Source organism: Terribacillus sp. FSL K6-0262 (assembly GCF_037977385.1).
In the GTDB taxonomy this organism is placed as follows: domain Bacteria; phylum Bacillota; class Bacilli; order Bacillales; family Amphibacillaceae; genus Terribacillus.
In genome coordinates, this window is the sequence record NZ_CP150277.1 from 3,037,743 (window position 1) to 3,059,905 (window position 22,163).

Here is a 22,163-nt window from a genome sequence, read left to right on the forward strand (position 1 = left end):
ACTCCGGCATTATGACCGGAGTTTTTTTAATCGATAGTTTGTCAATCTAAATGCGACAGTTCCTCCTGGAAAGCCTCGTAAGGAGTTTTCCATCCTAATATTTTTCGCGGGCGATGATTAATTAGGTATAGTGCTTGGTGGATTTCATCTTCTGAAACAGAGGCTAAGTCTGTTTTCTTTGGGAAGAACTCCCGAAGCAGCCCGTTACTGTTTTCATTGGTTCCTCGCTGCCATGGGGCATACGGATCGGCAAAGTAAACCGAGATATCCATTTCATTTTCGATTTCTTGATAACAAGCAAATTCTTTCCCTCGATCTGTGGTCGCTGTCTTAAATATTTCCTTAGGCATAGAAGCTGCCACTTGTGAGATAGCTTCCTTCATAGAGCGTGCACTTCGATCGTTCATTTTAACTGCGAGAAAGAAACGCGTTTTGCGTTCGGCAAACGTTCCGAAGCATCCTTTACTTTTTCCACGGCTTGATACTACTGTATCTAGTTCCCAATGGCCTGCCGATTTTCGGTCCTTCACATCTTTTGGACGCTCCTTTATCGACGTACCAATATTGAATCGACCTCTCGTTTCCCGGGGTTTTTGCCTTTTTCCTTTTTGACGGAAGACCTGATGATCGACAGAGAATCGTCTTTGATTCATCCAACGATAGATGGTTTTGAAGCTGATGATACCCAGCCTTCCTTGAATTTGTTCAGGTGACCAAGTGAGCTTTAATTTCTCCTCAATAACCACTCTAAGCTCTTCTTTCCATTTACCTTTAGGAATACAAAATTCCCGTCGTTTTTGATACATTCTGTCAGCAGAGTCAGCTTTATAGCTGCCCTCACTGTTACGCTCCAATTCTCTGGAAATAGTCGAATGGTGTCTCCCTAACTCCTTTGCGATACGACGTGCAGACCAGCCAAGCTTGTATAGTGTTTCTAGTTTTCCTCGTTCAATTGTAGTAAGATGGGAATAGCTCATGTTTTCCTCCGTTTAAGATTAGGTATGGTAACTTCATCTTACACGAGGAAACATGGGCTTTTCTATTTTCAAAAGGTGTCGCACTTAATATTACAATTCATCATCCCAAATATTCTCCCAAGCATAAGCTCCGCCAATGAAAAGCAGTACAAGGAAGGCGGCAATGAGTACGCCCGTACTGGTCCGCTGCTTGCAGTGGCTGAAGGAAGGGGATTTGGCATACATAGTGATTACCTCCTTTTCAGCACTTATGTCCTGTGCTGTCGGTAGTATTCATGGAAAATCTTCATCAGGGCACGTTTTTCGATTCGGGAAACATAACTGCGGGATATATTCAATTTCTTCGCAATTTCGCGCTGTGTCATATCTTCTTCGTTATTGAGCCCATAGCGGCTTATGATCACTTCTTTTTCACGTCCATCCAATATATCGATATACTCTTTGATTTTCTCTACTTCCATATTCAGCTGGATATATTCGATGATATCTTCATTATCCGCTTGGAGTATGTCAATAAGGCTGATTTCGTTCCCTTCCTTATCCTGACCGATTGGATCATGCAGGGATATATCTTTCTTGGTCTTCTTCAAGGCTCGCAGATGCATGAGGATTTCGTTTTCGATACATCTAGCTGCATATGTAGCAAGTTTTGTACCTTTATCACTCGAATAACTTTCAATTCCTTTGATCAGTCCGATCGTGCCGATGGAAATAAGATCCTCTGCGTCTTCTCCTGTGTTCTCGAACTTTTTCACGATATGCGCGACGAGACGCAGATTATGTTCAATCAACTTGTTGCGGCTCTCTTCATCCCCTTGCTGCATCTTTTCAATATGCAGTGCTTCTTCCTCGGGAGGGAGCGGTTGAGGGAATGCGTGGTTCTTGACGTAGGAAACGAAGAACATCGCTTCTTTCAGCAGAAGTCCGATTGCACCGATGATACTCATTTCATTGCACCTCCTGTACACTTTCAAAGATTGCCTATACACTCACTGTATGTGCTGGGCAAGCCGATCGTGTCTGTCCACCAGAAAAAGAAAAAGTGAATGCCTCGATAGCATTCACTTTGATTTCTTTTGTTGTTTTTGTCTTCGTTTCTCTGCATCAATCGCTTCCTGATACTGATCCTTTAATGTTCCATATGGTTTTGCACCGCGATGATGTGCCGCTCTGGATATCAGATGGCTGGCAACTGGGGCAGTCAGCATGATAAACAATACACCAAGAATCAGTTTTCCGCTAATGATCCCATACTCTGTGTAATGGAAAATAAAAGCGCCGATGAGTATGCCGGCTACACCAAGCGTGGAGCCTTTACTGGCTGCGTGAAGCCTTGTATAAATATCAGGAAAACGCAGTACACCGACGGAAGCTGTGAACATAATGAAAGCACCGCCTCCCAAGAAGAGGATGACAAGCAAGTCCAGGATGATTTCAATCATTTTCTGTATCAATCAAATCACCCTTTTCCAAATAGATTGCAATTGCCACTGTACCAATGAATAAGAGGATACCGATCAACAGCACGATATCATTGAAGTTCGGTGTGATCAGGATGATGGCAAGCAAGGCGGCAAACGCCATGATATTGACACCAATGGCATCCAATGCAACTGCACGGTCAGCATTCGTCGGTCCCTTCATCACCCGGATGATCAGCAAGAGGATGGAAACACTCAATGCAATCAAACTAATGATGGATACGATTTGGATGATGTCAGCTAAATTATCTTGCAGGACACTCATCTTGTCACCTCCATGATGTGTTTCTCAAAGCTGTCTTTGATTGAATGGACAGCCTCCTTCATGTCCACGATGTCCATGGCGTGGATATAAAGCATCTTCTTATCAGGTGAAACGGCCACTGTGACTGTACCGGGAGTCAATGTGATAAGAGTTGCCAATAACGTGATTTCCCAATCGGACTCCAATTCCGTTTCCAAAGTGAATATGCCAGGATTGATGTCCAGTCGTTTTGCGTAAACAAGTTTTGTGATTTCTAAATTTGAAAGCAGGAGCTCCTTGATGAAAATCAGTGCCAAAGCCAAAATCTTGTATACACGTCTTAAATAGAACGGACCTTTCAGGAAGCGGCGCAGCAGGAATAATAGAGCGATACCTACAAAATAACCGGTAACGAAGCCTGCGATGCTGTACGATTCACCGAGGAATACCCACATGAATGCAATCAGCAGATTAATGCATATTTGAAAAGCCATCTAGCGCCCCTCCTTTAACACAAGTTCCATATATGCCTGCGGATTGAGAAGATAATCCGCAATGTGCTGGACAGTCGGCAGGACAGCTTCTGCCCCGATACCGAGAAAGACGGTGAACAGCATCAGGAATCCAGCTGGTAAAATGCCGCGGAGATACTTTCGTTTTTGTTCTTTTCCTGTTTCTCCTTCTCCCCAGAACACGCGGATGAAAGCTCTCACGATGGAAAGCAGGATGAGCAAGCTTGTCAGCAGCATGATGATGACTGTGACAGTTTCCCCTTTCTCAAACGCCCCGCGCACGAGGAGCAGCTTGCCGATGAAACCGCTGAAAGGCGGTACACCTGCCAGGACAAGTCCTGCAAGGAAAAACAGCCAGCCGAGAAGAGGGTGGGAGCGAATCATGCCGCCCATCTTATTGATATCGGAAGTACCTGCCAGAGCCGCGATAATACCGGCCAGCAGGAAGAGGGCTGCCTTCACAATCATATCCTGCAGAAGGTAGTAGATGCTGCCGCTCAATCCGTCATGATTGAAAATACCGATGCCGACAAGCATGAAACCGATGGCAGGAATGATGTTGTACGCAACAATCAATTTTATGTTTCGTGATGCCAAAGCACCAATCACACCGAATAGCATGGTCAGGTTGCCGACCCAGATGAAGAGCTGATCCATGATTTCGGGCTGCTGATGGAAAATCAGTGTAAAGGTGCGAATCAGGGAATATACCCCGACCTTGGTCAAAAGAGCGCCGAATAAAGCTGAGACAACAGGATTCGGTACAATATATGAGCGCGGCAGCCAATAATAGAGCGGGAATGCGGCGCCTTTCGTTGCAAAGACGAAGAAGAGCAAAATGGCTACTGTCGTTATGATTCCCGGCTGCTCAGCAGCTGCTGCCCGTTCTGCCAGCTGTGCCATATTCACAGTGCCTAAAACGGCGTATATGTATGAAATGGCTGTAACGAACAGCATCGAAGAAAACAGATTGATCAAAACATACTTGATGGATTCACGAAGCTGTACTTTTTGTCCGCCATGGGTGATCAAGGCATAGGAAGCCATCAAAAGCACTTCGAAGAATACGAATAAGTTAAATAAATCTCCAGTGACAAAGGCACCGGATACTCCTGTCACCAACAAGAAAATGAATGAGTAAAAATAGAAACTTTCTTGTTCCCGGGATACAGAAGCTGGTGCATACCAGACTGCAGCCAGCAGAATGATGGATGTAGTCGACACCAGCAGCACACTCAATGGATCGAGCACGAGTATGATGCCGTATGGTGCCATCCAGTCCCCGGTTTCCAAGACGATGCTTCCTTCGGTGAGGACTTGGATGAGCAAGAACCCCATTGCAGCAACGTGGATTACCGCAAAGACAAGTGCCAAACGTCTGGTAAGCAGGATGCGATTATGGGTGAATGCCAGCAAGATGCCGGCAAGGAATGGGATCAGTATCGGTAAAATAGCAAGATTAGTCATGATCATTACCTCTTAATTCTTCCATATTATCAGTGCCATTCGTTTTGACGGTACGGTAGGCAAGCACGAGAAGCAGGCTGGTTACACCAAAACTGATGACGATGGATGTCAGGATCAGTGCTTGCGGCAGCGGATCGGTATAATTTTCGGTTCCGTCTGTCAATACAGGGGACGCTCCGCGCTTCAATTTACCCATCGTCAGGATGAACAAATGCGCTGCATGTGACAGCAGGGCTGTACCGATGATGATACGCAGCAGCTGCTTTTGCAAAATATTATAAATGGCGAACCCGAAGAGGATGCCGGCAAGTACAATCATGATGATTTCCATTAGCGATCCCCTCCTTTTTGACGCAATTTGATAAGAGAATAGATTCCCAAAGCGGCAATTGCCAATACCGTGATTTCGAATAATGTATCCAGTCCCCGGAAATCGACAAGGATGACGTTGACGATATTATCCCCGCCGCCTAGCTTATAGGCATACTCGACAAAGTAATCCGAAATAGCCGGGAATGGACGCTGGCTGTATGCAGCCAATCCGACGAGCGTCATCATGAGGCCGCAGAGCGAGGCAATGATGATATTGGTTATCTTCTTCGAAAGTTTTTCTTTTCTTTCCTTTTTGAATTCCGGCAGATGTCGGAAGCAGAGCAAGAACAAGACAACGGTAATCGTTTCAATACTCAATTGCGTCAAGGCAAGGTCCGGTGCCCGGAACAGAACAAACAGAATGGACAGCCCGTATCCGACTACCCCTAAGATGATGACCGCCGTCAGCTTCTTCTTGGAGACAGTGCTTCCAAAAGCTGCAGCGATCATGATGATTGCCACAGCCAATTCGGGCAGGCTCTGCGGAAGCGATACTGGCGATGTATCGATATTGGAAAGATCGAACGAGTTCGTCCCAAAAAGAATCAGCAGTGTCAAAATCGAGATGACACTGATAATGATCGCATTGTACTGGCGGAGGGAGCCGCTGACGATATGATCATTGAGTCTCTTGGTCTGCTTTTCACTGGCAGTAAGGAAGGCCGAATAGACGGTATTTCCCGATAACTTCCCTGGCAGTACCTTATAAAGTCCAGTCCAATATTTCCGGGTGATATAAATTACGATTCCGAAAACGACAACGATAAGGGACATGAACAAAGCAGGAACGAAGCCATGCCAGAAATGAATGCTTTTATTTTCCAGTGCTTCGCCATAAACGGCATTCGCTGCCGGCTGCAGTAAATGCCGGGTGAACCAGTTTGGAAAAATACTGATAAGAACAACACCAGACACTAGTAATACTGGAGAAAGCAGCATGCCAACCTTCGGATCATGTGCTTTTTCAGCAGCTGATGTCTCTGATTTCCCCGTGAATGTACGGAAAAAGAAATACATACTGTACACGAATGTGAAGATACTGCCAGCGACAGCTGCATATGGAACGATATCGGCTAGTACCGAAGCGAAACCGGTTCCGAATGCACGATCGGCTGACAAATCCCAAGAGCTGGAGAAAAATTCTTCTTTACTATAAAAACCATTTAAGATTGGCAGCGGAACGCCAGCCATCGAAAAGGAAGCAAGCACACTGATGATCCCGGTGACCGGCATCAGTTTCCAGAGACCGCCCAGCCTGCGTATATCCCGTGTACCCGTTTCGTGGTCGATGATACCGACAGCCATGAATAAGCTACCCTTGAATGTTGCATGGTTGAGGATATGGAACATAGCAGCAAAGATGGCCGCTTCGGTTCCATAACCGATCATTGCCATGATCATACCAAGCTGACTGATGGTGGAAAAGGCTAGTATCCCCTTGAGATCTGTCTGCCTGACTGCCATATAGGATCCCCAGAATAAGGTCAGCAGGCCGATTATGGAGACTGCTATGAAAAATGCTTCACTTTCCCGGAATACGGGAGTGAAACGGAGCAGCAGGAAGAGTCCGGCTTTGACCATGGTAGCCGAATGCAAATATGCACTGACTGGTGTCGGAGCCTCCATTGCATCCGGAAGCCAGATATGGAAAGGAAACTGGGCAGATTTCGTGCAGGCTGCCAGAAGGAGCAGCACAACGATCAGCGGAAACCAATCACTGCCAAGGATCAAGTCTCCTTTTGTTAATATCTCGCGGATGCTTGCTGTCCCTGTTACCAGATGAAGAAGCACCAATCCCCCGAGTAACGCAAATCCCCCGAGGAAGGTTATCAGCATGGACTTGAGAGCGCCATCCGTGGAAGCTTTCCTGGTGAACCAGAAACTGATCAATAAGAAAGAAGATACAGAGGTGAGCTCCCAGAAAGTATAGAGTGCGTATATATTATCTGACGTAACAATACCGAGCATGGCTCCCATGAATAACAGCAGATAGACATAGAAAGAGCCCAGCCTTTCCCCGCGGTCCAGATAATAAATGGAATAAAATGCGACGAGCACACCTATCCCGCTTATCAGCAGCGCAAAGAACAGGGCCAGTCCATCTGTATGGAATGTCAAGTCCAATCCGAGTGAGGGTATCCAGCTGTAACGGTATAATATGTCGGTTTCCCCATTGATGAGGAGTGTGAGAAAGTAAATGAAAATCGATAGCGATGCAGCAAGCGCCGCATAGCCGGTATGTATCCTGTATTTGAATTTAGCGATGAATGGAATGCAGATGGCCATAATGAATGGCATCAGTATAGCAATGATCATGTTGTGGCAGTCCTCCTCTTTCAGCAAGATAGTCCTTTCATTATAAATGATAACTAAAATAGTACTATACCCAATTCTAAAGGACTTCACGCCTTTACTGCAACTGACGCAGTTCCGGCTTAGAAAAAAACCCTGCCAGGCCGGCAAGGTTTAACGGAGACGATGTTCAGCTAGTGTAACGGATTTTATGTGATAAGCCCCGTGATTGGATTTCTTTCTCGATTAGATGAATAAACTCTTGGCTCAGGTGGAGTTCGTTCGCTTTGTGGTAAGATTCGATCAGCAATTCATCAGACAGATGTTCCATCTTGCATTCCTCCTGATTGGAGATAACTTACTATCTTGCAGATCTTCTGTACGTAAGTTGGGGAGTTGATAAGTTATTAATAATGTATCATGAAAGAAAAAGAGGAACAAGGTGATAGTTATCTACAGAAAACTGTTCATAACCTGTAGATAAAGTGTTTATAAATGTGCAAAATTGTTCTCTGTAGCTGTTGATAATGTGGACATAGTTATCCACAATGAGGAGTGTGTAGAGATTTGTCGAACGGTTTTACTTCTGAATTTGACTCTGCAGCATAGAGAATAGTCGAAAAAAAGCAGAACGATGAAAGATTTTTTTGAAACCGTCGTAAAAATGCCTTATGATGGGTAAGTAACTGTTGAAGTGCATGAGATCGGAGGAAATCCATAATGCTGAAGAAGTTTTTGCCCAATGAGCATGTAAAGAGCATTTTTGATATAAAGCCAGAAAAATTGAAAGCGCAGGGAATCAAGGGTATCATTACAGATCTGGATAATACGCTGGTGGCGTGGGATGTTGCCGATGCCACACCGGAAGTGATAGATTGGTTCAAGGAAATGCGTGCCCATGATATTAAAATCACCATTATATCCAATAATAATGAACAGCGAGTGAAAGTATTCTCCGAGCCTTTGGAGATACCTTTTGTCTATAGTGCAAGAAAACCCCTTGGGCGGGCCTTCAAACAGGCCGTGAAGCAAATGAACCTGGAGAAGGATGAGATTGTCATGATCGGCGATCAGCTCCTGACAGATGTATTAGGGGGGAATTTGGCTGGCTTCTACACGATCGTTGTCGTACCAATCGTGAGAACGGATGGGAAGATCACCAAAATCAATCGGATGATTGAACGACGGATATTGAACTACTTCAGAAGAAAAGGAAAGATCACATGGGAGGAATGAATGTGGAAGAATTGATTTGCCAGGGATGCGGCGCACCGATTCAGACAGAAGACGCATCTTTGCCAGGTTATATCCCAGCATCGGCATTAGGGAAAAACGATGAGGTCATCTGTAAGCGCTGCTTCCGGCTCAAGCATTACAATGAGGTCCAGGATGTCGCAGTGACGGACGATGACTTCTTTACATTGATAAGTGAAATCAGTAACAAGGAAGGAATTGTCATCAAGCTGGTGGATATTTTCGATTTCAACGGAAGTTTCATCGGCAGCATCAAACGACTTGTGGGGGACAAACCAATCATATTGGTCGGTAATAAAGTGGACTTGCTCCCTAAATCGACAAATCATGATCGCGTCAAGCAATGGCTGCGGGGGGCGGCTAAAGAATATGGCATCCAAGTGGCCGATGTACATCTTATTTCGGCGAAACGGGGAATCGGGATGCCTGAGCTTGAGGACAGCATCCAGGAATTGCGCGATGGAAAAGACGTCTATGTGGTCGGCAGTACAAATGTAGGAAAATCTACATTCATCAACGCCTTGATCAAACATTCCACAGGAATAAACGATGCAATCACGACTTCTTATTATCCTGGTACGACGCTTGGGTTCATCGATATCCCACTCGATGACAGAAGCTCTTTGTTTGACACGCCTGGTATCGTGAATCGCCAGCAAATCGCCCATTATGTGACCGACAAGGACTTGAAGACCATAACGCCGAACAAAGAGATCAAAGCTCGGATTTATCAATTGAATGACAGGCAGACATTGTTCATCGGAGGATTGGCTCGGATCGATTTCGAAAAGGGAAGCAGGCAGCCATTCGTATGCTATTTCTCCAATGCGCTCGACATCCATCGAACAAAGCTTGAGAATGCGGATGCACTTTATGAACGTCAGAAGGGGGAATTGCTCGCACCGCCGCGTGATGAGCAGCTTGAGCATTTTCCGCCTTTCCAAAAGACGACTTTCAAGATAAAAGAACAGAAAACGGATATTGTCATTCCTGGTTTGGGTTGGATAACACTGTCGGGTGAACCAGCATCGGTGACTGTCCATACACCAGAGGGCGTCCCGGCAACTATCCGCAGGTCATTAATCTAAAGGGGAGCGAGAAAATGAAAATATTGAAGTTGGGCCTGATCGGCCATCCAGTGGAGCATTCTTTATCACCATGGATCCATGCACAATTCATGGAACAGGCCGGTATCGACGGAGAATACAAACTATATCCGATCGAACCAGATGTTTTTGATAAAAAAATCACGGCATTATTGCAAAGCGGGATAGATGGCTTCAATATTACGGTTCCTTATAAGCAGCGCATCATTCCATTCCTGGATGAGCTCGATCCGGATGCGGCCAGAATCGGAGCTGTGAATACGGCTGTCCGGAAGAACGGCAGGTGGATAGGGTATAATACGGATGGATCGGGCTATGTACGAGCATTGAAACAGGTCCTTCCCCCGAAGGATTCCTTGCATGTACTCATGCTGGGGGCCGGAGGGGCTGCCCGGGGGATATATCGGGCGCTGGTAACGCATGGATTCCAGTATGTCGATATTGCCAATCGCACCGTCTCCAAAGCAGAACAGCTGCTGCAATTGCAGGAGCCGGAAACGATTACCGACATCCTGACCTTCCAGGAAGCACAGGAGCGATTGGCGGACTATGATGTCATCATCCATACGACAAGTGTCGGAATGAGCCCGAATACAGGAGAGCAAATCATTCCGTTAACGAATTTGCAGCCCGGGGCAGTGGTCAGTGATATTGTCTACAAACCGATCGAAACGCAGCTGCTGCATGCAGCCAAGCAGCAGGGGGCACTTATTCATCATGGACATGCCATGCTTTTATATCAAGCACAATACGCATTTGAAATCTGGTCTGGCCAGGAGGTCATGATCGGTGATCTATTGAATCAGCTGGAACAAAGATTAACGGAGGCATAATATGTTAACTGGTAAACAAAAAAGATATTTACGTGCACAAGCACATCATTTGAAACCGATTTTCCAGGTGGGGAAAATCGGCGTGAACGACAATATGCTCGTCCAGATTGGCGAGGCATTGGAAAAACGGGAATTGATCAAAGTGAGCCTGCTGCAAAACTGTTTGGACGAGAAAGAGGATGTTGCAGCAGCTATCGAAGAGGGTACAGGTGCTTCTGTCGTCCAAATCATCGGCAGCACAATCATCCTTTATAGAGAATCGGAAGAGCATAAACAGATCAAGCTGCCATGAAGGAGCGGGTCATGAAAAAAGTCGGATTATTAGGCGGGACATTCGATCCGCCCCATCTCGGGCACTTATTCATTGCCCAGGAAGTCCAGTACAGACTGGGATTGGATGAAGTTTGGTTCCTTCCTGCCCACGAAGCACCGCATAAAAAGAAATCCCGAACAGATGCGGTTCTGCGTCTCGAAATGGTGCAGGCAGCAATCGAAGATAATCCATACTTCCGCATGGAACCCATCGAGGTGGATCGTTTAGGCAAATCATACACATTTGATACAATGGAATTGTTACAGGAAATGCATCCCGATACAGCATTCCATTTCATCATCGGCGCTGATTTGGTGGAGACTTTGCACACATGGCATCGTATCGATGAATTGGTCGGCATGCTGACATTTGTAGGTGTCGGCAGGCCTGGATATGAATTGAAGACAGCCTATCCGGTTACGTACGTGGATATCCCGGAGCTTGAGATTTCCTCGAGCATGATCCGGGAACGCGTCGGACAGGGGGCTCCTGTCCATTATCTTGTTTCGGGTGCAGTGTTCGATATCATAAAGGAGCAAAAGCTGTATGCAGAGAGATAAGGCATTGGCGATCGTTGAGAAACAATTAAAGAAACCGCGGTATGAACATACTATCCGTGTAATGGATACGAGCATCAAATTGGCAAAACAATATGGTGCCGATGCGAAGAAGGCAGAGCTTGCTGCCATTTTTCACGATTATGCAAAATATCGTCCGCTTGAGGAAATGAAACGCTGGATCATAGCGGAAAAGCTGCCGAAGGACTTGCTGGATTATCATCATGAACTATGGCATGGACCGGTGGGGGCGCTTATGGTCAAACGGGAAGCAGGCATCAGCGATCCGGAAATACTGCATAGCATCGCTGTACACACAACAGGATGCGTTGGTATGTCGTTACTTGATAAGGTCGTATTTCTTGCGGACTATATCGAACCTGGGCGTGCTTTTCCCGGTGTGGATGAAGTACGCAAAGTAAGTGAGGACGATTTGGATAAGGCTTGCTGGATGGCTTCGCGTAATACCATCAATATGCTCGTCTCCTTGAACCGCAAAGTTTATCCGGACACGTTCCATGCTTATAATGATTTATTAAACTCTACTGGAGGTAACACTTAATGGAAAGTATTGAATTGGCACAATTAGCAGCAAATGCCGCAGATGCGGTAAGAGGGGAAGATGTCGTCCTGCTGGAAATGAAGGAGGTCTCCTTGATTGCTGATTACTTCATGATTTGTCATGGAACGAGCGAAAGGCAAGTGCAGGCCATCGCCAGACGAATCAAAGAAAAAGCGGAGGAAAATGGCGCCGAAGTGAAACGGCTCGAAGGATTGGAGCAATCCAGATGGGTGCTCGTCGATCTGGGAGATGTCGTTTGCCATGTATTCCATATCGATGAACGCCGATATTATAATTTGGAACGCCTATGGGGAGATGCACCGCAAGTCGAACCGGTATTCTCCCAAGAAAGCTGATGGCAGCTTACGAACGGCTTGCTGCCGTATATGAACGTCTGATGCAGGATGCACCTTATGCACCTTGGCAGCAGTTCATGCAGCAAATATTCCAGGAACATGCCCGTATCGATATCAAGGAGATAGCCGATTTGGGCTGCGGCACTGGATTTGTCACCAGGAAGCTGGCAAAGGCCGGCTACCGAATGACGGGCATCGATCAATCCGAGAACATGCTTGCCTATGCAGCTTCCAGGGATACAGATCAGCAAGTCCGCTGGATTCAGCAGGATCTGAGGGGATTGGAGACAATCAAAGCGGATGCCGCTATCAGCATGTTTGATGTCATGAACTATATAACGTCTCCGGCAGATGTGAAGCAAGCATTCTCAAGGATATGGGATATGCTTGCTCCCGGCGGCGTCTTCCTGTTCGATGTCCATAGTATGAGGCATATCGAACAGGATTTGGCTGGTCAGGTTTTTGCAGAAATCTACGATGATCTTTCCTATACTTGGTTCTGCGAAGCCGGAGAGGAACAAGGGGAGGTATTTCATGACCTTACCTTTTTCACAAAAGAACCGGACTCTGAGAAATATGACCGATTTGACGAATATCACCATCAGCGTACATATTCCATCGATACGTATGTATCATGGCTTGAGGGAGCGGGGTTCCAAGTGTCTGGCGTATATGGCGACTTCGATATGGAACATACGGAGAATCTGGAAGAAGCGGATCGGCTATTCTTTGCATGTTTGAAAAACCAGGAGGCATGATGCAGCCTGGTTTTTTTTGCAGGAAAAGCTGGTCGTGCGTCGAATCCCTAATTGTACAGTCCTCTCTTGATAGCATCCTTCTCTTCATGGTACTTATGATGTGTCGCCTGGAACAGCATCGGGAAAAGATCAGTCGTCCCTTTTTCCAATACTGCAATTCCTTCACCGGTTATGCCGCCTTTCACACACACCTTCCTGATCAATTCTTCCAGGGTATAATGCCCATCTTCCAATAACTTTCCAAGCCCGATCAGCATTTCGGCAGTCAGATGAGTGGCTTGCTCTTTTGAAATAGCTGTTTCAGTCACAGCTCCATCGATGAATCGCTGTGCGAGATAGCCGAAGAAAGCAGGTCCGCAGGAAACGATATCCGAAGAAACACGGGTTATTTCTTCCGGAATATAGACAGGATCCGAATAGCTGCTTATAAGATCGATAAGGCGGGCCTTATTCCGATTGGTCAAGCTGGTTCCAAAAGTAAGCAAGGTAGCGCCGGATGCAGCTCTATTCGTGATACTGGGTATCGCGCGTGCCACCTGGCAAGGGACGAGTGCTTCCAGTTCTTCTGTGGAGAAAGGGCTTGTGATCGAGACAAGTACTTGATCCTCTTTTAATAAGGGCCGGAGTTCATGGCATACCCCCTGCAGATGCGGCGGACGCACGCAAAGAAATAATATATCGGCATGATCAGCCAGCTGGCTGATCGAGTCTGCTATGCGGATAGATGGGAAAGATTGTTTCCAATGCAAAGACTTTTCAGCAGAACGATTCAGGATCATGATATCCTCCTGAGAAATTGCCCCGGAGTTCACCCATGTCTCCAGCAACATGCCACCCATATTGCCAACTCCGATTATTCCCCACTTCGTCATTCCAAATTCCTCCTCTGCTCATATACTGCCTGTTTCCATTTTACGCTGTTATCGATTATATGCTTTCAGCCATTGGAATATGAAAGGAGATGTCGCATGCAGCTACTCAAACAATACAGCTGGCTGCTGCTGTTGGCAGTCATCATTTTCCTTGTATTCGCCATGCGGATCAAAGGGCCTGATCCGGATGCGGCGATCCAGCCGCTCGATAAAGAGGCGGATGCAGCAAAGGGTTTGCTGCAGGAGGGATCGGATGCCGCAGCAAAAAATCAGACTGCAGAAAATACCAAAGTAATGGTGGATATAAAAGGGGAGGTGCACGACCCGGGCGTTTACGAGCTCGAGGCTGACAGCAGGGTGGAACAGGCAATTGAAGCAGCTGGCGGACTGACAGAGAAGGCCGAGGGGAGAAGCATCAATCTTGCCCAGCGCATAGCCGATGAACAGGTGATATACGTAGCAGCTGCCGGGGAAGCAGAAGCAGCGGTACAAACAGCTGGTCCAAGCGATTCGAAGGACAAGATCAATATCAATCAAGCAGATGCCGAAGCATTGACAGAACTCAATGGCGTCGGCGAAGCGAAGGCTCAAGCCATCATTGCCTTCCGCGAGGAAAACGGTCCATTCACCTCCATCGACCAGCTCACCGAGGTACCAGGTATCGGAGAGAAATCACTGGAAAATATGAAGGATCAAATCAGCTTATAAGGTTGGTTGACGGATGCGGAGGAGGATTGTACACTTACTCTAGAAAAGGAAAGGTGGCGAAGTGTCATGGAAAGAATAGCATGGAATCAATACTTTATGGCGCAAAGCCACTTATTGGCATTGCGCAGTACATGCCAGAGACTGATGGTCGGTGCGACGATTGTCCGGGATAAGCGGATCATAGCCGGCGGGTACAATGGCAGCGTCACCGGCAGCAAGCACTGCGTCGATGAGGGCTGTTATGTCATCGATGGCCATTGTGTGCGGACGGTGCATGCAGAAATGAACGCTCTTTTACAATGTGCAAAATTCGGAGTTCCGACAGAAGGCGCGGAAATCTACGTGACACATTTTCCATGTCTGCAATGCTGCAAAGCGTTGATACAGGCAGGAATCAAAACGGTCTATTATGCAAGTGACTATAAAAATCACCCTTATGCAGTCGAACTTTTCGCTGAAGCAGGTGTCAGGACGGAGCACGTAGCGCTCGATGCGGTGGTGGTGGATACAAAACCGCAAGAAACACGTGATTTGATGGAAAGGGTCGTGGACAAGCTCAAGCAGACCGGTGATGCTGAAAGTCAGCGGCTTGCCGATGAAGCTGTGTCTCGCTATCAGCTTCCATATAAAGAACGAATATGATCGGAAGATGGCATATTGTTGCGCTGGCAGCCCTTGGGGGCATGCTGGCGCATTCCTTATCCATTGTCTTGCTGCCTGCAGTCATGATATGGCTGTCCCTCCTGTATTGTACAAAGCGGCTCCCCCTGCAGGCATTCCTCCTATCCAATATCGCCGCGCTGTTATTTTACGGCAACAGCACCCTCGGACAGCCAATTCCACATGAGCTGCCCCTGGATGAATCAATCCTGCTCACTTCCTCCATATCCGGCCTTTCTGAAACGAATGAAATGATCCGTTTCCTGGCCGAAGATCCTTCCGGTTCAGCATCGATACAAGTGACATATTTCAAACAAGACGATCAAGAAAGACTGCCTGGCTTGACAACAGGTGCGATATGTACGATGAAGGGAAGTCCCGCGCATCCCGATGCTGCCACTAATCCCGGGCAATTCGATCATCGGCATTATTTAAAGCAGCAAGGGGTCTTTTATGAGCTGGAGCTTCAAAACCTGGAGGATATCACCTGTACTGGATCTTCTCCATTCAGCCAGCTGTCAAAGGCTCGAGCCGCGTTTTTGCACGAAGCAGGGGAGCGTCTCGATCCGGAAACCGCAGCATGGGTGCAGGCAATGATCGCCGGTGAAGACAGTAATTTAAATGAGGAAACGATCAATCTTTTTAACCGCTGGAGCCTGTCGCATATCCTGGCCATCAGCGGCATGCATATTGCATTATTTTCTGCCATTCTTCATTTTGTGCTGACGAAGCTTCAAATCCTGACGGTAGAGAAGTCCTTTTGGTTTTTGTTCATTTTCCTGGGTATATATCCAGTTTTTGCCGGAGGCGAGCCATCCGTATGGCGTTCGGCTCTGATGGTGATGCTGATCATGGTGCTGCTGCGTTTTTCGATACGGCTGCCGATCATTGACAGCATCAGTATCGTTTTTCTGCTTTTGCTTGTCCTCGATCCGCGATATTTATTTCATATCGGTTTTCAATTTTCGTTTCTGGTCAGCTTGGCGCTGCTTCTGTCTGCCCGGATTTATACTGGTTCCTTCATCAGTGCCCTGCTGGAAACAAGTTTGTTAAGCCAGCTTGTCATCCTGCCCCTGCAGGTCTCTCAATTCTACTTCCTCAATCCGCTCTCCGTTCTGATGAACCTTTTTGCCATTCCATTTTACACATTCGTCGCTATACCGCTTCTGCTTTTGATCAGTATCCTGCTCTTTCCCTGGCCGCAGGCTGCAGCTCTTCTGGGAGGGGTTTTTCGCTTTCTGAATGATATGGTGATTCGAATCATCCAATCGATAGATAGTGTGGCCTTTTATCCCTGGGTGACTGGAAAGCTGCCGATAGGACTCTCTTTGCTTTATTTTGCGGTGCTTATTTTATTCTGTTCTGCATGGGAGAAGCGCAGACGGAGAAAAGCCGTTGGGTATGGCGCCATACTTACTGCTATCCCGCTGGCAGCGGTGCTCCTGCCGTATACAAGCAGCACCGGGTATGTAACGATGCTCGATATCGGTCAAGGAGACGCATTCGTCATCGAATTGCCGTATCGGAAAGGTATATACTTCATAGATGCAGCTGGCAGTGTCGGCATGGATTTTAAACCAACGGATAAAAATTTCGAGCGAGTGATCAAGCCGTTTCTCTATGAGAGGGGCATTGCACAAGTGGATGGCATTTTCGCCAGCCATGCGGATCATGATCATATCGGCAGCATCGGCAAACTGACAAGAGAATTCCATGTGGATTGGGTGCGGACCTCGGTCTATTTTGAAAAATCCAAGATGGATGACTGGAATACAGATACAGACATAATTCCTTGGCGCTCCGGAGAACTCCTGAGGCTTCCGGGCTGGGAGGTTCAGCTGCTGGCACCTGCCAGGGATAAGGGAGATCCGAATCGAAATTCGCTTGTCATGTATACAAGGCTTGGGGGAAAGAGCTGGCTTTTTACCGGGGATATAGGCAAGGAGGAAGAAATGGAGCTCATCAGGAGTTATCCATCGTTACAGGCAGATGTACTGAAAGTCGGGCATCATGGCAGCAATACATCGACTGATCCGGATTTCCTTGCGTTTATAAAGCCAGAAACGGCTTTAATATCGGCTGGCCGCAACAATCGTTATGGTCATCCTTCCCCGGAGGTGATACAAGCTTTGGAACAGCAAAACATCCGTATCTGGCGAACAGATACGGATGGGGCTGTCGTCTATGCCTTCTCGGGGAAGACAGGCACATTTAGCCCGTTCCTCCCATAGAATACGGTAGTTATAAAAGAGGCATATGAACTTACCTCCTTGCAGCAGGTACTTACCTGGATTAGCAAGAGTTGTCACCTATAACTTGCGGGCTGACAGGTTAACCTAGAGGTAAGAAAAACACCGCTTCGTGTTACAGCCTCCGGAGCTGGCTAACAAGGGCGTTCATATAGATAAGGGGGGACATTGGGTTGTTCCCCTCTGTTTCCATCTTGCGTTTATCTCTGTTTGTCGATACGATAAACAATAGGATTACGTAGGAGTGAGAACATGTCGTATACTGACGCTTTAAAAGCAATCAAGAAAAAGGATTTTTCCCCTATATACTTACTATATGGCACGGAGTCCTATTTCATGCAGGATATAAAGGAAAAATTAGAGAAACAATTCGCCCTTTCCGATGGAACGAATGTTTCTGTTTATGACTTGGAGGAAACCCCCATCCAGGAAGTGATAGCGGATGCGGAAGAATATCCTTTCTTCAGCGAACAAAAATTGATTTTCGCTTACCATCCCTTCTTCCTGAAAGCGAAGCCGGATAAGTCGGCTGTGGATCATCGATTGGAAAGTTTGGAGCAGTATGCACAAAATCCGGCCGCTTGGACGACACTCGTTTTGCTTGCTTCCTATGAAAAGATTGACGAACGGAAGAAAATCGTCAAGCTCATCAAGAAGACGGGACAAGCTGTCGCCTGCCAGCCAGTAAAGGAATGGGATCTATCGGAGTGGATCGGTACATTAAGCAAGGAGTATAACATCGGGCTGGAGGATACAGTGGCGGATTTGCTCATACAGGAAGCCGGCACGGATCTTGCCCTGCTGCGGGGTGAAATCGAAAAACTTGCCCTTTATGCAGGGGAGGGTAGCACCATAACCTTGGAGATGGCAGAAAAACTGGTATCCCATCAGCAGACCAGCTCGGGCTTGAAGCTAGTCGATGCCCTGATGGCAGGTGACTTGGCGAAAGCAATCTATATTTTCCACGATTTAATCAAGCTGAAGGAAGAGCCGATTGCCTTGGTAGCGCTGCTTGCTTCCCAATTCAGGACGATTCTGCATGTGAAGCTCCTGAAGCAAAAGGGTTACAATCAAGCAAAGATGGCGGAAGTGACGAAGGTCCATCCATTCGTAATCAAGCTGGCGCTGAAGCGGGAAGCTCATTTCGCCGAGGAAGAATTGAAGCATATCCTCTTCTTGGCCGCTGAAACGGATGCTGATTTGAAGCAGGGGCGTATGGAAAAGAATCTTGCCTTTGAGCTTTTGCTGCAGCAAATTGCAACTATACGGAAGAAAGCCCGGATGGTTTGATGAACCTGCCGGGCTTTTCCTATTAAAAAAACGATTCCGTATAAGGAATCGTTTTTCTTAGCATATTATGCGCCAAGAGCGTTAACTTTTTTAGTCAAGCTAGACTTCTGACGGTTTGCTTTGTTGCGGTGGATGACACCACTTTGTGCAGCTTTATCAATTTTGCTGGAAGCTGTTAGAAGCGCTTTTTTAGCAGTTTCAGCATCGTTGTTGGAAACAGCAGTTTCCACGTGTTTCACTGCAGTACGCAAGTCGCTTTTCAAAGCTTGGTTTCTTAGACGGCTATCGTTGTTTACACGAACGCGTTTAATCGCTGATTTAATATTTGCCATGTTTGTTTCACCTCCGGCACAATTCATCTTACAACAAAAGCCATTGTACCAAAGCAGAGCGATGTTTTCAACAATTCTTTTTGCTGAAGCTGTCACTTTTCGTATGATTTGCGGACAATCTGCTTATGCTAAACCTGACTTTTGTGAAAAGTGGAGGGATGGTTTTGATCAAGCAGCTGCAAGTACGGACGGATTTGGCTATCGAAGCAAAGGATATCTATACATCAAGTGAACAAAAACAGGGAACGGCAGCAGGCATTTCGGTGACGGAGAAAAAAACGGAAGGCATCACCGTCAATTATGTACAGGTGAACGAAGAAGGCGCAAAGCAGATCGGGAAGAAACCTGGCATCTATATTACGATCCATACGGAAGCAATCAAGAATCAAGATACGAAACAAGAAGAAGAAACAGCACTTGTGCTTGCCAAAGAGCTTGAACAAATGCTGGCTGAAAACAATATACCAACGGACGCGACAGGTTTGATTGTCGGACTGGGGAACTGGAATGTCACGCCGGATGCCCTTGGACCCGAAGTGATCGAGAAGATCATGGTCACCAATCATCTATTCGAGCTGCAGCCTGAATCGGTGGCGGATGGATATCGGCCCGTTTCCGCTGTATCGCCGGGGGTCATGGGAACGACAGGTATCGAGACGAGTACGCTGATCCACGGTATCATCGAGAAAACGAAGCCGGATTTCGTCATAGCGGTGGATGCTCTGGCAGCTCGTTCTGTCAGCCGGGTAAACAGTACGATCCAGCTATCCGACACTGGCATTCATCCAGGGTCCGGCGTTGGGAATAAACGGAAGGAGCTTAGCAAGGAAACATTGGGCATTCCGGTTTTCAGTATAGGTGTCCCTACTGTGGTCGATGCAGTTACGATAACGAGTGATACGATCGACTATCTTTTCAAACATTTCGGCAGGGAGTGGAAAGAAAAGGATAAACCTTCAAAAGCGCTGGTCCCTGGAGGGATGCGTTTTGGCAAAAAGGAACTGACGGAAGAGGACTTGCCGGGCGATGAACAGCGTCAGGCCATATTCGGTATGGTAGGGGGGCTTACGGAAGGGGAAAAACGCCAGCTGATTCATGAGGTGCTGACACCGCTTGGACATAATCTCATGGTGACACCAAAAGAAGTGGATGGTTTCATTGCGGATATGGCCCATGTCATTGCCGGCGGCATCAATGGAGCCTTGCACGAAAAGGTCGACCCGGCGAATCTCTCCGATTACACACGCTGATTTTTTACGGAGGTTCTACTTCAAGCTCTTCTCTCATAGATTCTAGTAGAGATCAACTAGATTCAAAAAGAGAGGAGCTTCTTTCGTGGGCAAAAAAAGGAGCGGCTATCAGCGAAAGCATTCAGGCGTACTGTTCATCTATAAGCGGACAATCATCCTCATCGGATCTGTCCTTTTCCTATTGACCGGCATAGCGGCGCTCACTACTGCCGGACCTGCATATCGGCTGTCCTCTCAGGCATTGACGGATTGGACAAGGCAGCTTGACAGCACGGTTTATTTGGACATACTAGGCAGTGAAAACAAGGTTTTCCGAAGTGTCCGGCCCGAAGAAGCTCCGCCGATCCAGCTATCCACTGTTTTCCTTCAGATGCTGACAACGATCAAACCGGATGATCCACGGACGCTCCTCGGCTCCGAGATTCCAGGTTTTTCTCTATATGAGAACCAGATAATCATTGCCGGAGAAGGGACAAACTATACCAACTTGCCGATTGAATCCGGACAGCCGGAGCACATCATAGAGGAAGAACCTGCCCAAGAGCAAGAAGAAGAAACACCGGCCGAAGAGGAACAAAAACCAGCAGAAGATGGTAAGGAAACGGAGCCTGCACCTTCGACGGGCGAAAAAGATGTTGTCTATATCTATTATACGCACAACCAGGAGTCGTACTTGCCCTCCCTTGATGCACAGCAGCAAGAAAATGCTTATAACAAAAATGCCAATGTAACGCATGCCGGCGGGGCATTGGCAAAAAGATTGGAAGAGCTCGGCATAGGGACGATTTCGGATGAGACGGATATCGGAGCGATCCTCAATGAAAAAGGAATGGCATATCATCAGTCCTATGAAGCTTCACGGGAAGTGGTGGAGGCGGCCGTTGCGGAGCATAAAGATATTTCTTTCGTATTTGATATCCACCGGGACAGTTTGAAAAGGAAGGATACAACCAAGGAAATCGACGGTGAAACATATGCAAAAATCGTCTTTGTCGTCGGCGCGGAAAATAAAGACTATGAAAAGAATTTGAAGCTGGCAACGGATTTGCACAAAAAGATCGAAGAGGAATACCCAGGCTTGAGTCGGGGGGTCATCACCAAACAAGGGGCAGGGGTAGATGGAGTCTATAACCAGGATGTTTCGGATAAGGCAGCCCTTCTGGAAATAGGTGGCGCGGAAAATACATTGGAAGAAGCGACACGTACGGCGGAATTGTTTGCGAATATATTTGCCGACTATTACTGGGAAGCAGAAAAAGTCCAAGGGGGACAAGCGGAATGAAATATGTAGTGATTGTACTGACGATGCTGACCTTGTTTTTTGGCGGGATTCTGATCGGCATGGAGAAAGAGGATGTACAACGGGCTGATCTGCCGCCAGCAGCAGGGCAGCAGCCAGCCCCAGAACAGCAAGAAGGAGAACTGACTGCCTCGTCGACATTCGATGGTACAGGCAATGCAGCTGTAATGGAAAAAACGGCACCTGTGACGGATGAAGGCGCGGATGGATCGTTCGTGCAGCGGCTGGCCAGCGGCCTGGGAAGTATCTTCAGCGGTATCTGTTCCGGTTTCATCACAGCTGTCGAACAGCTTTCCAATGCATTGTTCGGCTGAGGCTAAGCGCTTAAAAACATTGAATAAACAAGGCGCAATTGCTATAATCAATGCTAGTTATTGTTACGGCTGCCTCCAAGTGGGCAGCTTCGGACAATTTAGGA

At 47.1% G+C, this 22,163-nt stretch carries 27 protein-coding genes; 15 read left to right on the forward strand and 12 right to left on the reverse strand.

Going from position 1 to position 22,163, the window contains the following annotated elements; genetic code table 11:
* Positions 1-41: 41 nt before the first annotated feature.
* The 10 genes from MHI54_RS15545 to MHI54_RS15590 form a co-directional block, all read right to left on the reverse strand.
* Positions 42-977 carry an IS30 family transposase gene (locus MHI54_RS15545; RefSeq protein WP_340081424.1) on the reverse strand — a complete coding sequence of 312 codons (936 nt, stop codon included), beginning with the start codon at positions 975-977 and terminating at the stop codon, positions 42-44.
* A gap of 90 nt (positions 978-1,067) precedes the next feature.
* The gene (locus MHI54_RS15550) at positions 1,068-1,202 is read right to left on the reverse strand and encodes a hypothetical protein (protein WP_340082004.1); all 135 of its coding nucleotides are present in this window, start codon (positions 1,200-1,202) and stop codon (positions 1,068-1,070) included.
* Between the two features lie 23 nt (positions 1,203-1,225).
* Positions 1,226-1,924 carry an RNA polymerase sporulation sigma factor SigK gene (gene sigK, locus MHI54_RS15555; protein WP_095215487.1) on the reverse strand — a complete coding sequence of 233 codons (699 nt, stop codon included), beginning with the start codon at positions 1,922-1,924 and terminating at the stop codon, positions 1,226-1,228.
* 114 nt (positions 1,925-2,038) lie between these two features.
* Entirely contained in the window at positions 2,039-2,431 is a 393-nt protein-coding gene (gene mnhG / locus MHI54_RS15560) for a monovalent cation/H(+) antiporter subunit G (protein WP_233134933.1), read from the reverse strand.
* Positions 2,412-2,723, reverse strand: a complete 312-nt coding sequence (locus MHI54_RS15565; RefSeq protein WP_095215486.1) for a Na(+)/H(+) antiporter subunit F1 — start codon at positions 2,721-2,723, stop codon at positions 2,412-2,414. The genes mnhG and MHI54_RS15565 overlap by 20 nt, the downstream gene beginning before the upstream one ends.
* A complete protein-coding gene (locus MHI54_RS15570) occupies positions 2,720-3,196 on the reverse strand; it encodes a Na+/H+ antiporter subunit E (RefSeq protein ID WP_095215485.1) in 477 nt (158 codons plus the stop codon). Before MHI54_RS15570 ends, MHI54_RS15565 begins: the two co-directional genes overlap by 4 nt.
* Positions 3,197-4,681, reverse strand: a complete 1,485-nt coding sequence (locus MHI54_RS15575) for a Na+/H+ antiporter subunit D (protein WP_095215484.1) — start codon at positions 4,679-4,681, stop codon at positions 3,197-3,199. It abuts the gene before it with no gap.
* Positions 4,674-5,012 carry a Na(+)/H(+) antiporter subunit C gene (locus tag MHI54_RS15580; RefSeq protein WP_095215483.1) on the reverse strand — a complete coding sequence of 113 codons (339 nt, stop codon included), beginning with the start codon at positions 5,010-5,012 and terminating at the stop codon, positions 4,674-4,676. Before MHI54_RS15580 ends, MHI54_RS15575 begins: the two co-directional genes overlap by 8 nt.
* Positions 5,012-7,369, reverse strand: a complete 2,358-nt coding sequence (gene mbhE, locus MHI54_RS15585; protein ID WP_095215482.1) for a hydrogen gas-evolving membrane-bound hydrogenase subunit E — start codon at positions 7,367-7,369, stop codon at positions 5,012-5,014. Before mbhE ends, MHI54_RS15580 begins: the two co-directional genes overlap by 1 nt.
* 166 nt (positions 7,370-7,535) lie before the next feature.
* Positions 7,536-7,676: a sporulation histidine kinase inhibitor Sda gene (locus tag MHI54_RS15590; RefSeq protein WP_038561505.1), complete on the reverse strand. Its 141-nt coding sequence runs from the start codon at positions 7,674-7,676 to the stop codon at positions 7,536-7,538.
* 389 nt (positions 7,677-8,065) lie between these two features.
* On the opposite strand from MHI54_RS15590, the gene MHI54_RS15595 reads away from it, so the two are divergent.
* From MHI54_RS15595 to MHI54_RS15630, 8 genes are read left to right on the forward strand one after another with little or no spacing between them, the layout of a single operon-like run.
* Positions 8,066-8,581: a YqeG family HAD IIIA-type phosphatase gene (locus tag MHI54_RS15595; RefSeq protein ID WP_095215481.1), complete on the forward strand. Its 516-nt coding sequence runs from the start codon at positions 8,066-8,068 to the stop codon at positions 8,579-8,581.
* 2 nt (positions 8,582-8,583) lie between these two features.
* Positions 8,584-9,687 (forward strand): ribosome biogenesis GTPase YqeH, encoded by a 1,104-nt coding sequence (gene yqeH / locus MHI54_RS15600; RefSeq protein WP_095215565.1) that lies wholly within the window; start codon positions 8,584-8,586, stop codon positions 9,685-9,687.
* A gap of 14 nt (positions 9,688-9,701) precedes the next feature.
* Entirely contained in the window at positions 9,702-10,538 is an 837-nt protein-coding gene (gene aroE / locus MHI54_RS15605; RefSeq protein WP_095215480.1) for a shikimate dehydrogenase, read from the forward strand.
* Between the two features lies 1 nt (position 10,539).
* Positions 10,540-10,830 (forward strand): ribosome assembly RNA-binding protein YhbY, encoded by a 291-nt coding sequence (gene yhbY / locus MHI54_RS15610; RefSeq protein WP_095215479.1) that lies wholly within the window; start codon positions 10,540-10,542, stop codon positions 10,828-10,830.
* An 11-nt stretch (positions 10,831-10,841) separates the two neighbouring features.
* Positions 10,842-11,411, forward strand: a complete 570-nt coding sequence (locus MHI54_RS15615; RefSeq protein ID WP_095215478.1) for a nicotinate-nucleotide adenylyltransferase — start codon at positions 10,842-10,844, stop codon at positions 11,409-11,411.
* A complete protein-coding gene (yqeK, locus tag MHI54_RS15620) occupies positions 11,398-11,970 on the forward strand; it encodes a bis(5'-nucleosyl)-tetraphosphatase (symmetrical) YqeK (RefSeq protein ID WP_095215477.1) in 573 nt (190 codons plus the stop codon). Before MHI54_RS15615 ends, yqeK begins: the two co-directional genes overlap by 14 nt.
* Positions 11,970-12,326 carry a ribosome silencing factor gene (rsfS, locus tag MHI54_RS15625; protein ID WP_095215476.1) on the forward strand — a complete coding sequence of 119 codons (357 nt, stop codon included), beginning with the start codon at positions 11,970-11,972 and terminating at the stop codon, positions 12,324-12,326. Before yqeK ends, rsfS begins: the two co-directional genes overlap by 1 nt.
* Positions 12,326-13,084: a class I SAM-dependent methyltransferase gene (locus MHI54_RS15630; RefSeq protein WP_095215475.1), complete on the forward strand. Its 759-nt coding sequence runs from the start codon at positions 12,326-12,328 to the stop codon at positions 13,082-13,084. Before rsfS ends, MHI54_RS15630 begins: the two co-directional genes overlap by 1 nt.
* A 47-nt stretch (positions 13,085-13,131) precedes the next feature.
* Here the strand turns inward: MHI54_RS15630 and comER are convergent, their stop codons facing one another.
* Positions 13,132-13,956, reverse strand: a complete 825-nt coding sequence (gene comER, locus MHI54_RS15635; protein ID WP_095215474.1) for a late competence protein ComER — start codon at positions 13,954-13,956, stop codon at positions 13,132-13,134.
* A gap of 96 nt (positions 13,957-14,052) precedes the next feature.
* On the opposite strand from comER, the gene MHI54_RS15640 reads away from it, so the two are divergent.
* The 4 genes from MHI54_RS15640 (at position 14,053) to holA (ending at position 18,863) form a co-directional block, all read left to right on the forward strand.
* Entirely contained in the window at positions 14,053-14,664 is a 612-nt protein-coding gene (locus MHI54_RS15640) for a ComEA family DNA-binding protein (RefSeq protein ID WP_095215473.1), read from the forward strand.
* A 66-nt stretch (positions 14,665-14,730) separates the two neighbouring features.
* Positions 14,731-15,306, forward strand: a complete 576-nt coding sequence (locus MHI54_RS15645; RefSeq protein ID WP_095215472.1) for a ComE operon protein 2 — start codon at positions 14,731-14,733, stop codon at positions 15,304-15,306.
* A complete protein-coding gene (locus MHI54_RS15650; protein WP_095215471.1) occupies positions 15,303-17,555 on the forward strand; it encodes a DNA internalization-related competence protein ComEC/Rec2 in 2,253 nt (750 codons plus the stop codon). The genes MHI54_RS15645 and MHI54_RS15650 overlap by 4 nt, the downstream gene beginning before the upstream one ends.
* 270 nt (positions 17,556-17,825) lie before the next feature.
* Complete coding sequence (holA, locus tag MHI54_RS15655; RefSeq protein ID WP_340082005.1) at positions 17,826-18,863, forward strand: DNA polymerase III subunit delta; 1,038 nt, start codon at positions 17,826-17,828, stop codon at positions 18,861-18,863.
* Positions 18,864-18,928: 65 nt separating this feature from the next.
* On the opposite strand, the gene rpsT is transcribed toward holA, so the two are convergent.
* A complete protein-coding gene (rpsT, locus tag MHI54_RS15660) occupies positions 18,929-19,195 on the reverse strand; it encodes a 30S ribosomal protein S20 (protein WP_095215469.1) in 267 nt (88 codons plus the stop codon).
* Between the two features lie 158 nt (positions 19,196-19,353).
* On the opposite strand from rpsT, the gene gpr reads away from it, so the two are divergent.
* From gpr to MHI54_RS15675, 3 genes are all read left to right on the forward strand, one after another.
* On the forward strand, positions 19,354-20,445 hold the full coding sequence (gene gpr / locus MHI54_RS15665) for a GPR endopeptidase (protein ID WP_095215468.1): 1,092 nt from the start codon (positions 19,354-19,356) through the stop codon (positions 20,443-20,445).
* Positions 20,446-20,530: 85 nt separating this feature from the next.
* The gene (locus MHI54_RS15670) at positions 20,531-21,727 is read left to right on the forward strand and encodes a stage II sporulation protein P (protein WP_340082006.1); all 1,197 of its coding nucleotides are present in this window, start codon (positions 20,531-20,533) and stop codon (positions 21,725-21,727) included.
* The gene (locus MHI54_RS15675; protein WP_095215467.1) at positions 21,724-22,059 is read left to right on the forward strand and encodes a hypothetical protein; all 336 of its coding nucleotides are present in this window, start codon (positions 21,724-21,726) and stop codon (positions 22,057-22,059) included. Before MHI54_RS15670 ends, MHI54_RS15675 begins: the two co-directional genes overlap by 4 nt.
* Positions 22,060-22,163: the final 104 nt, after the last annotated feature.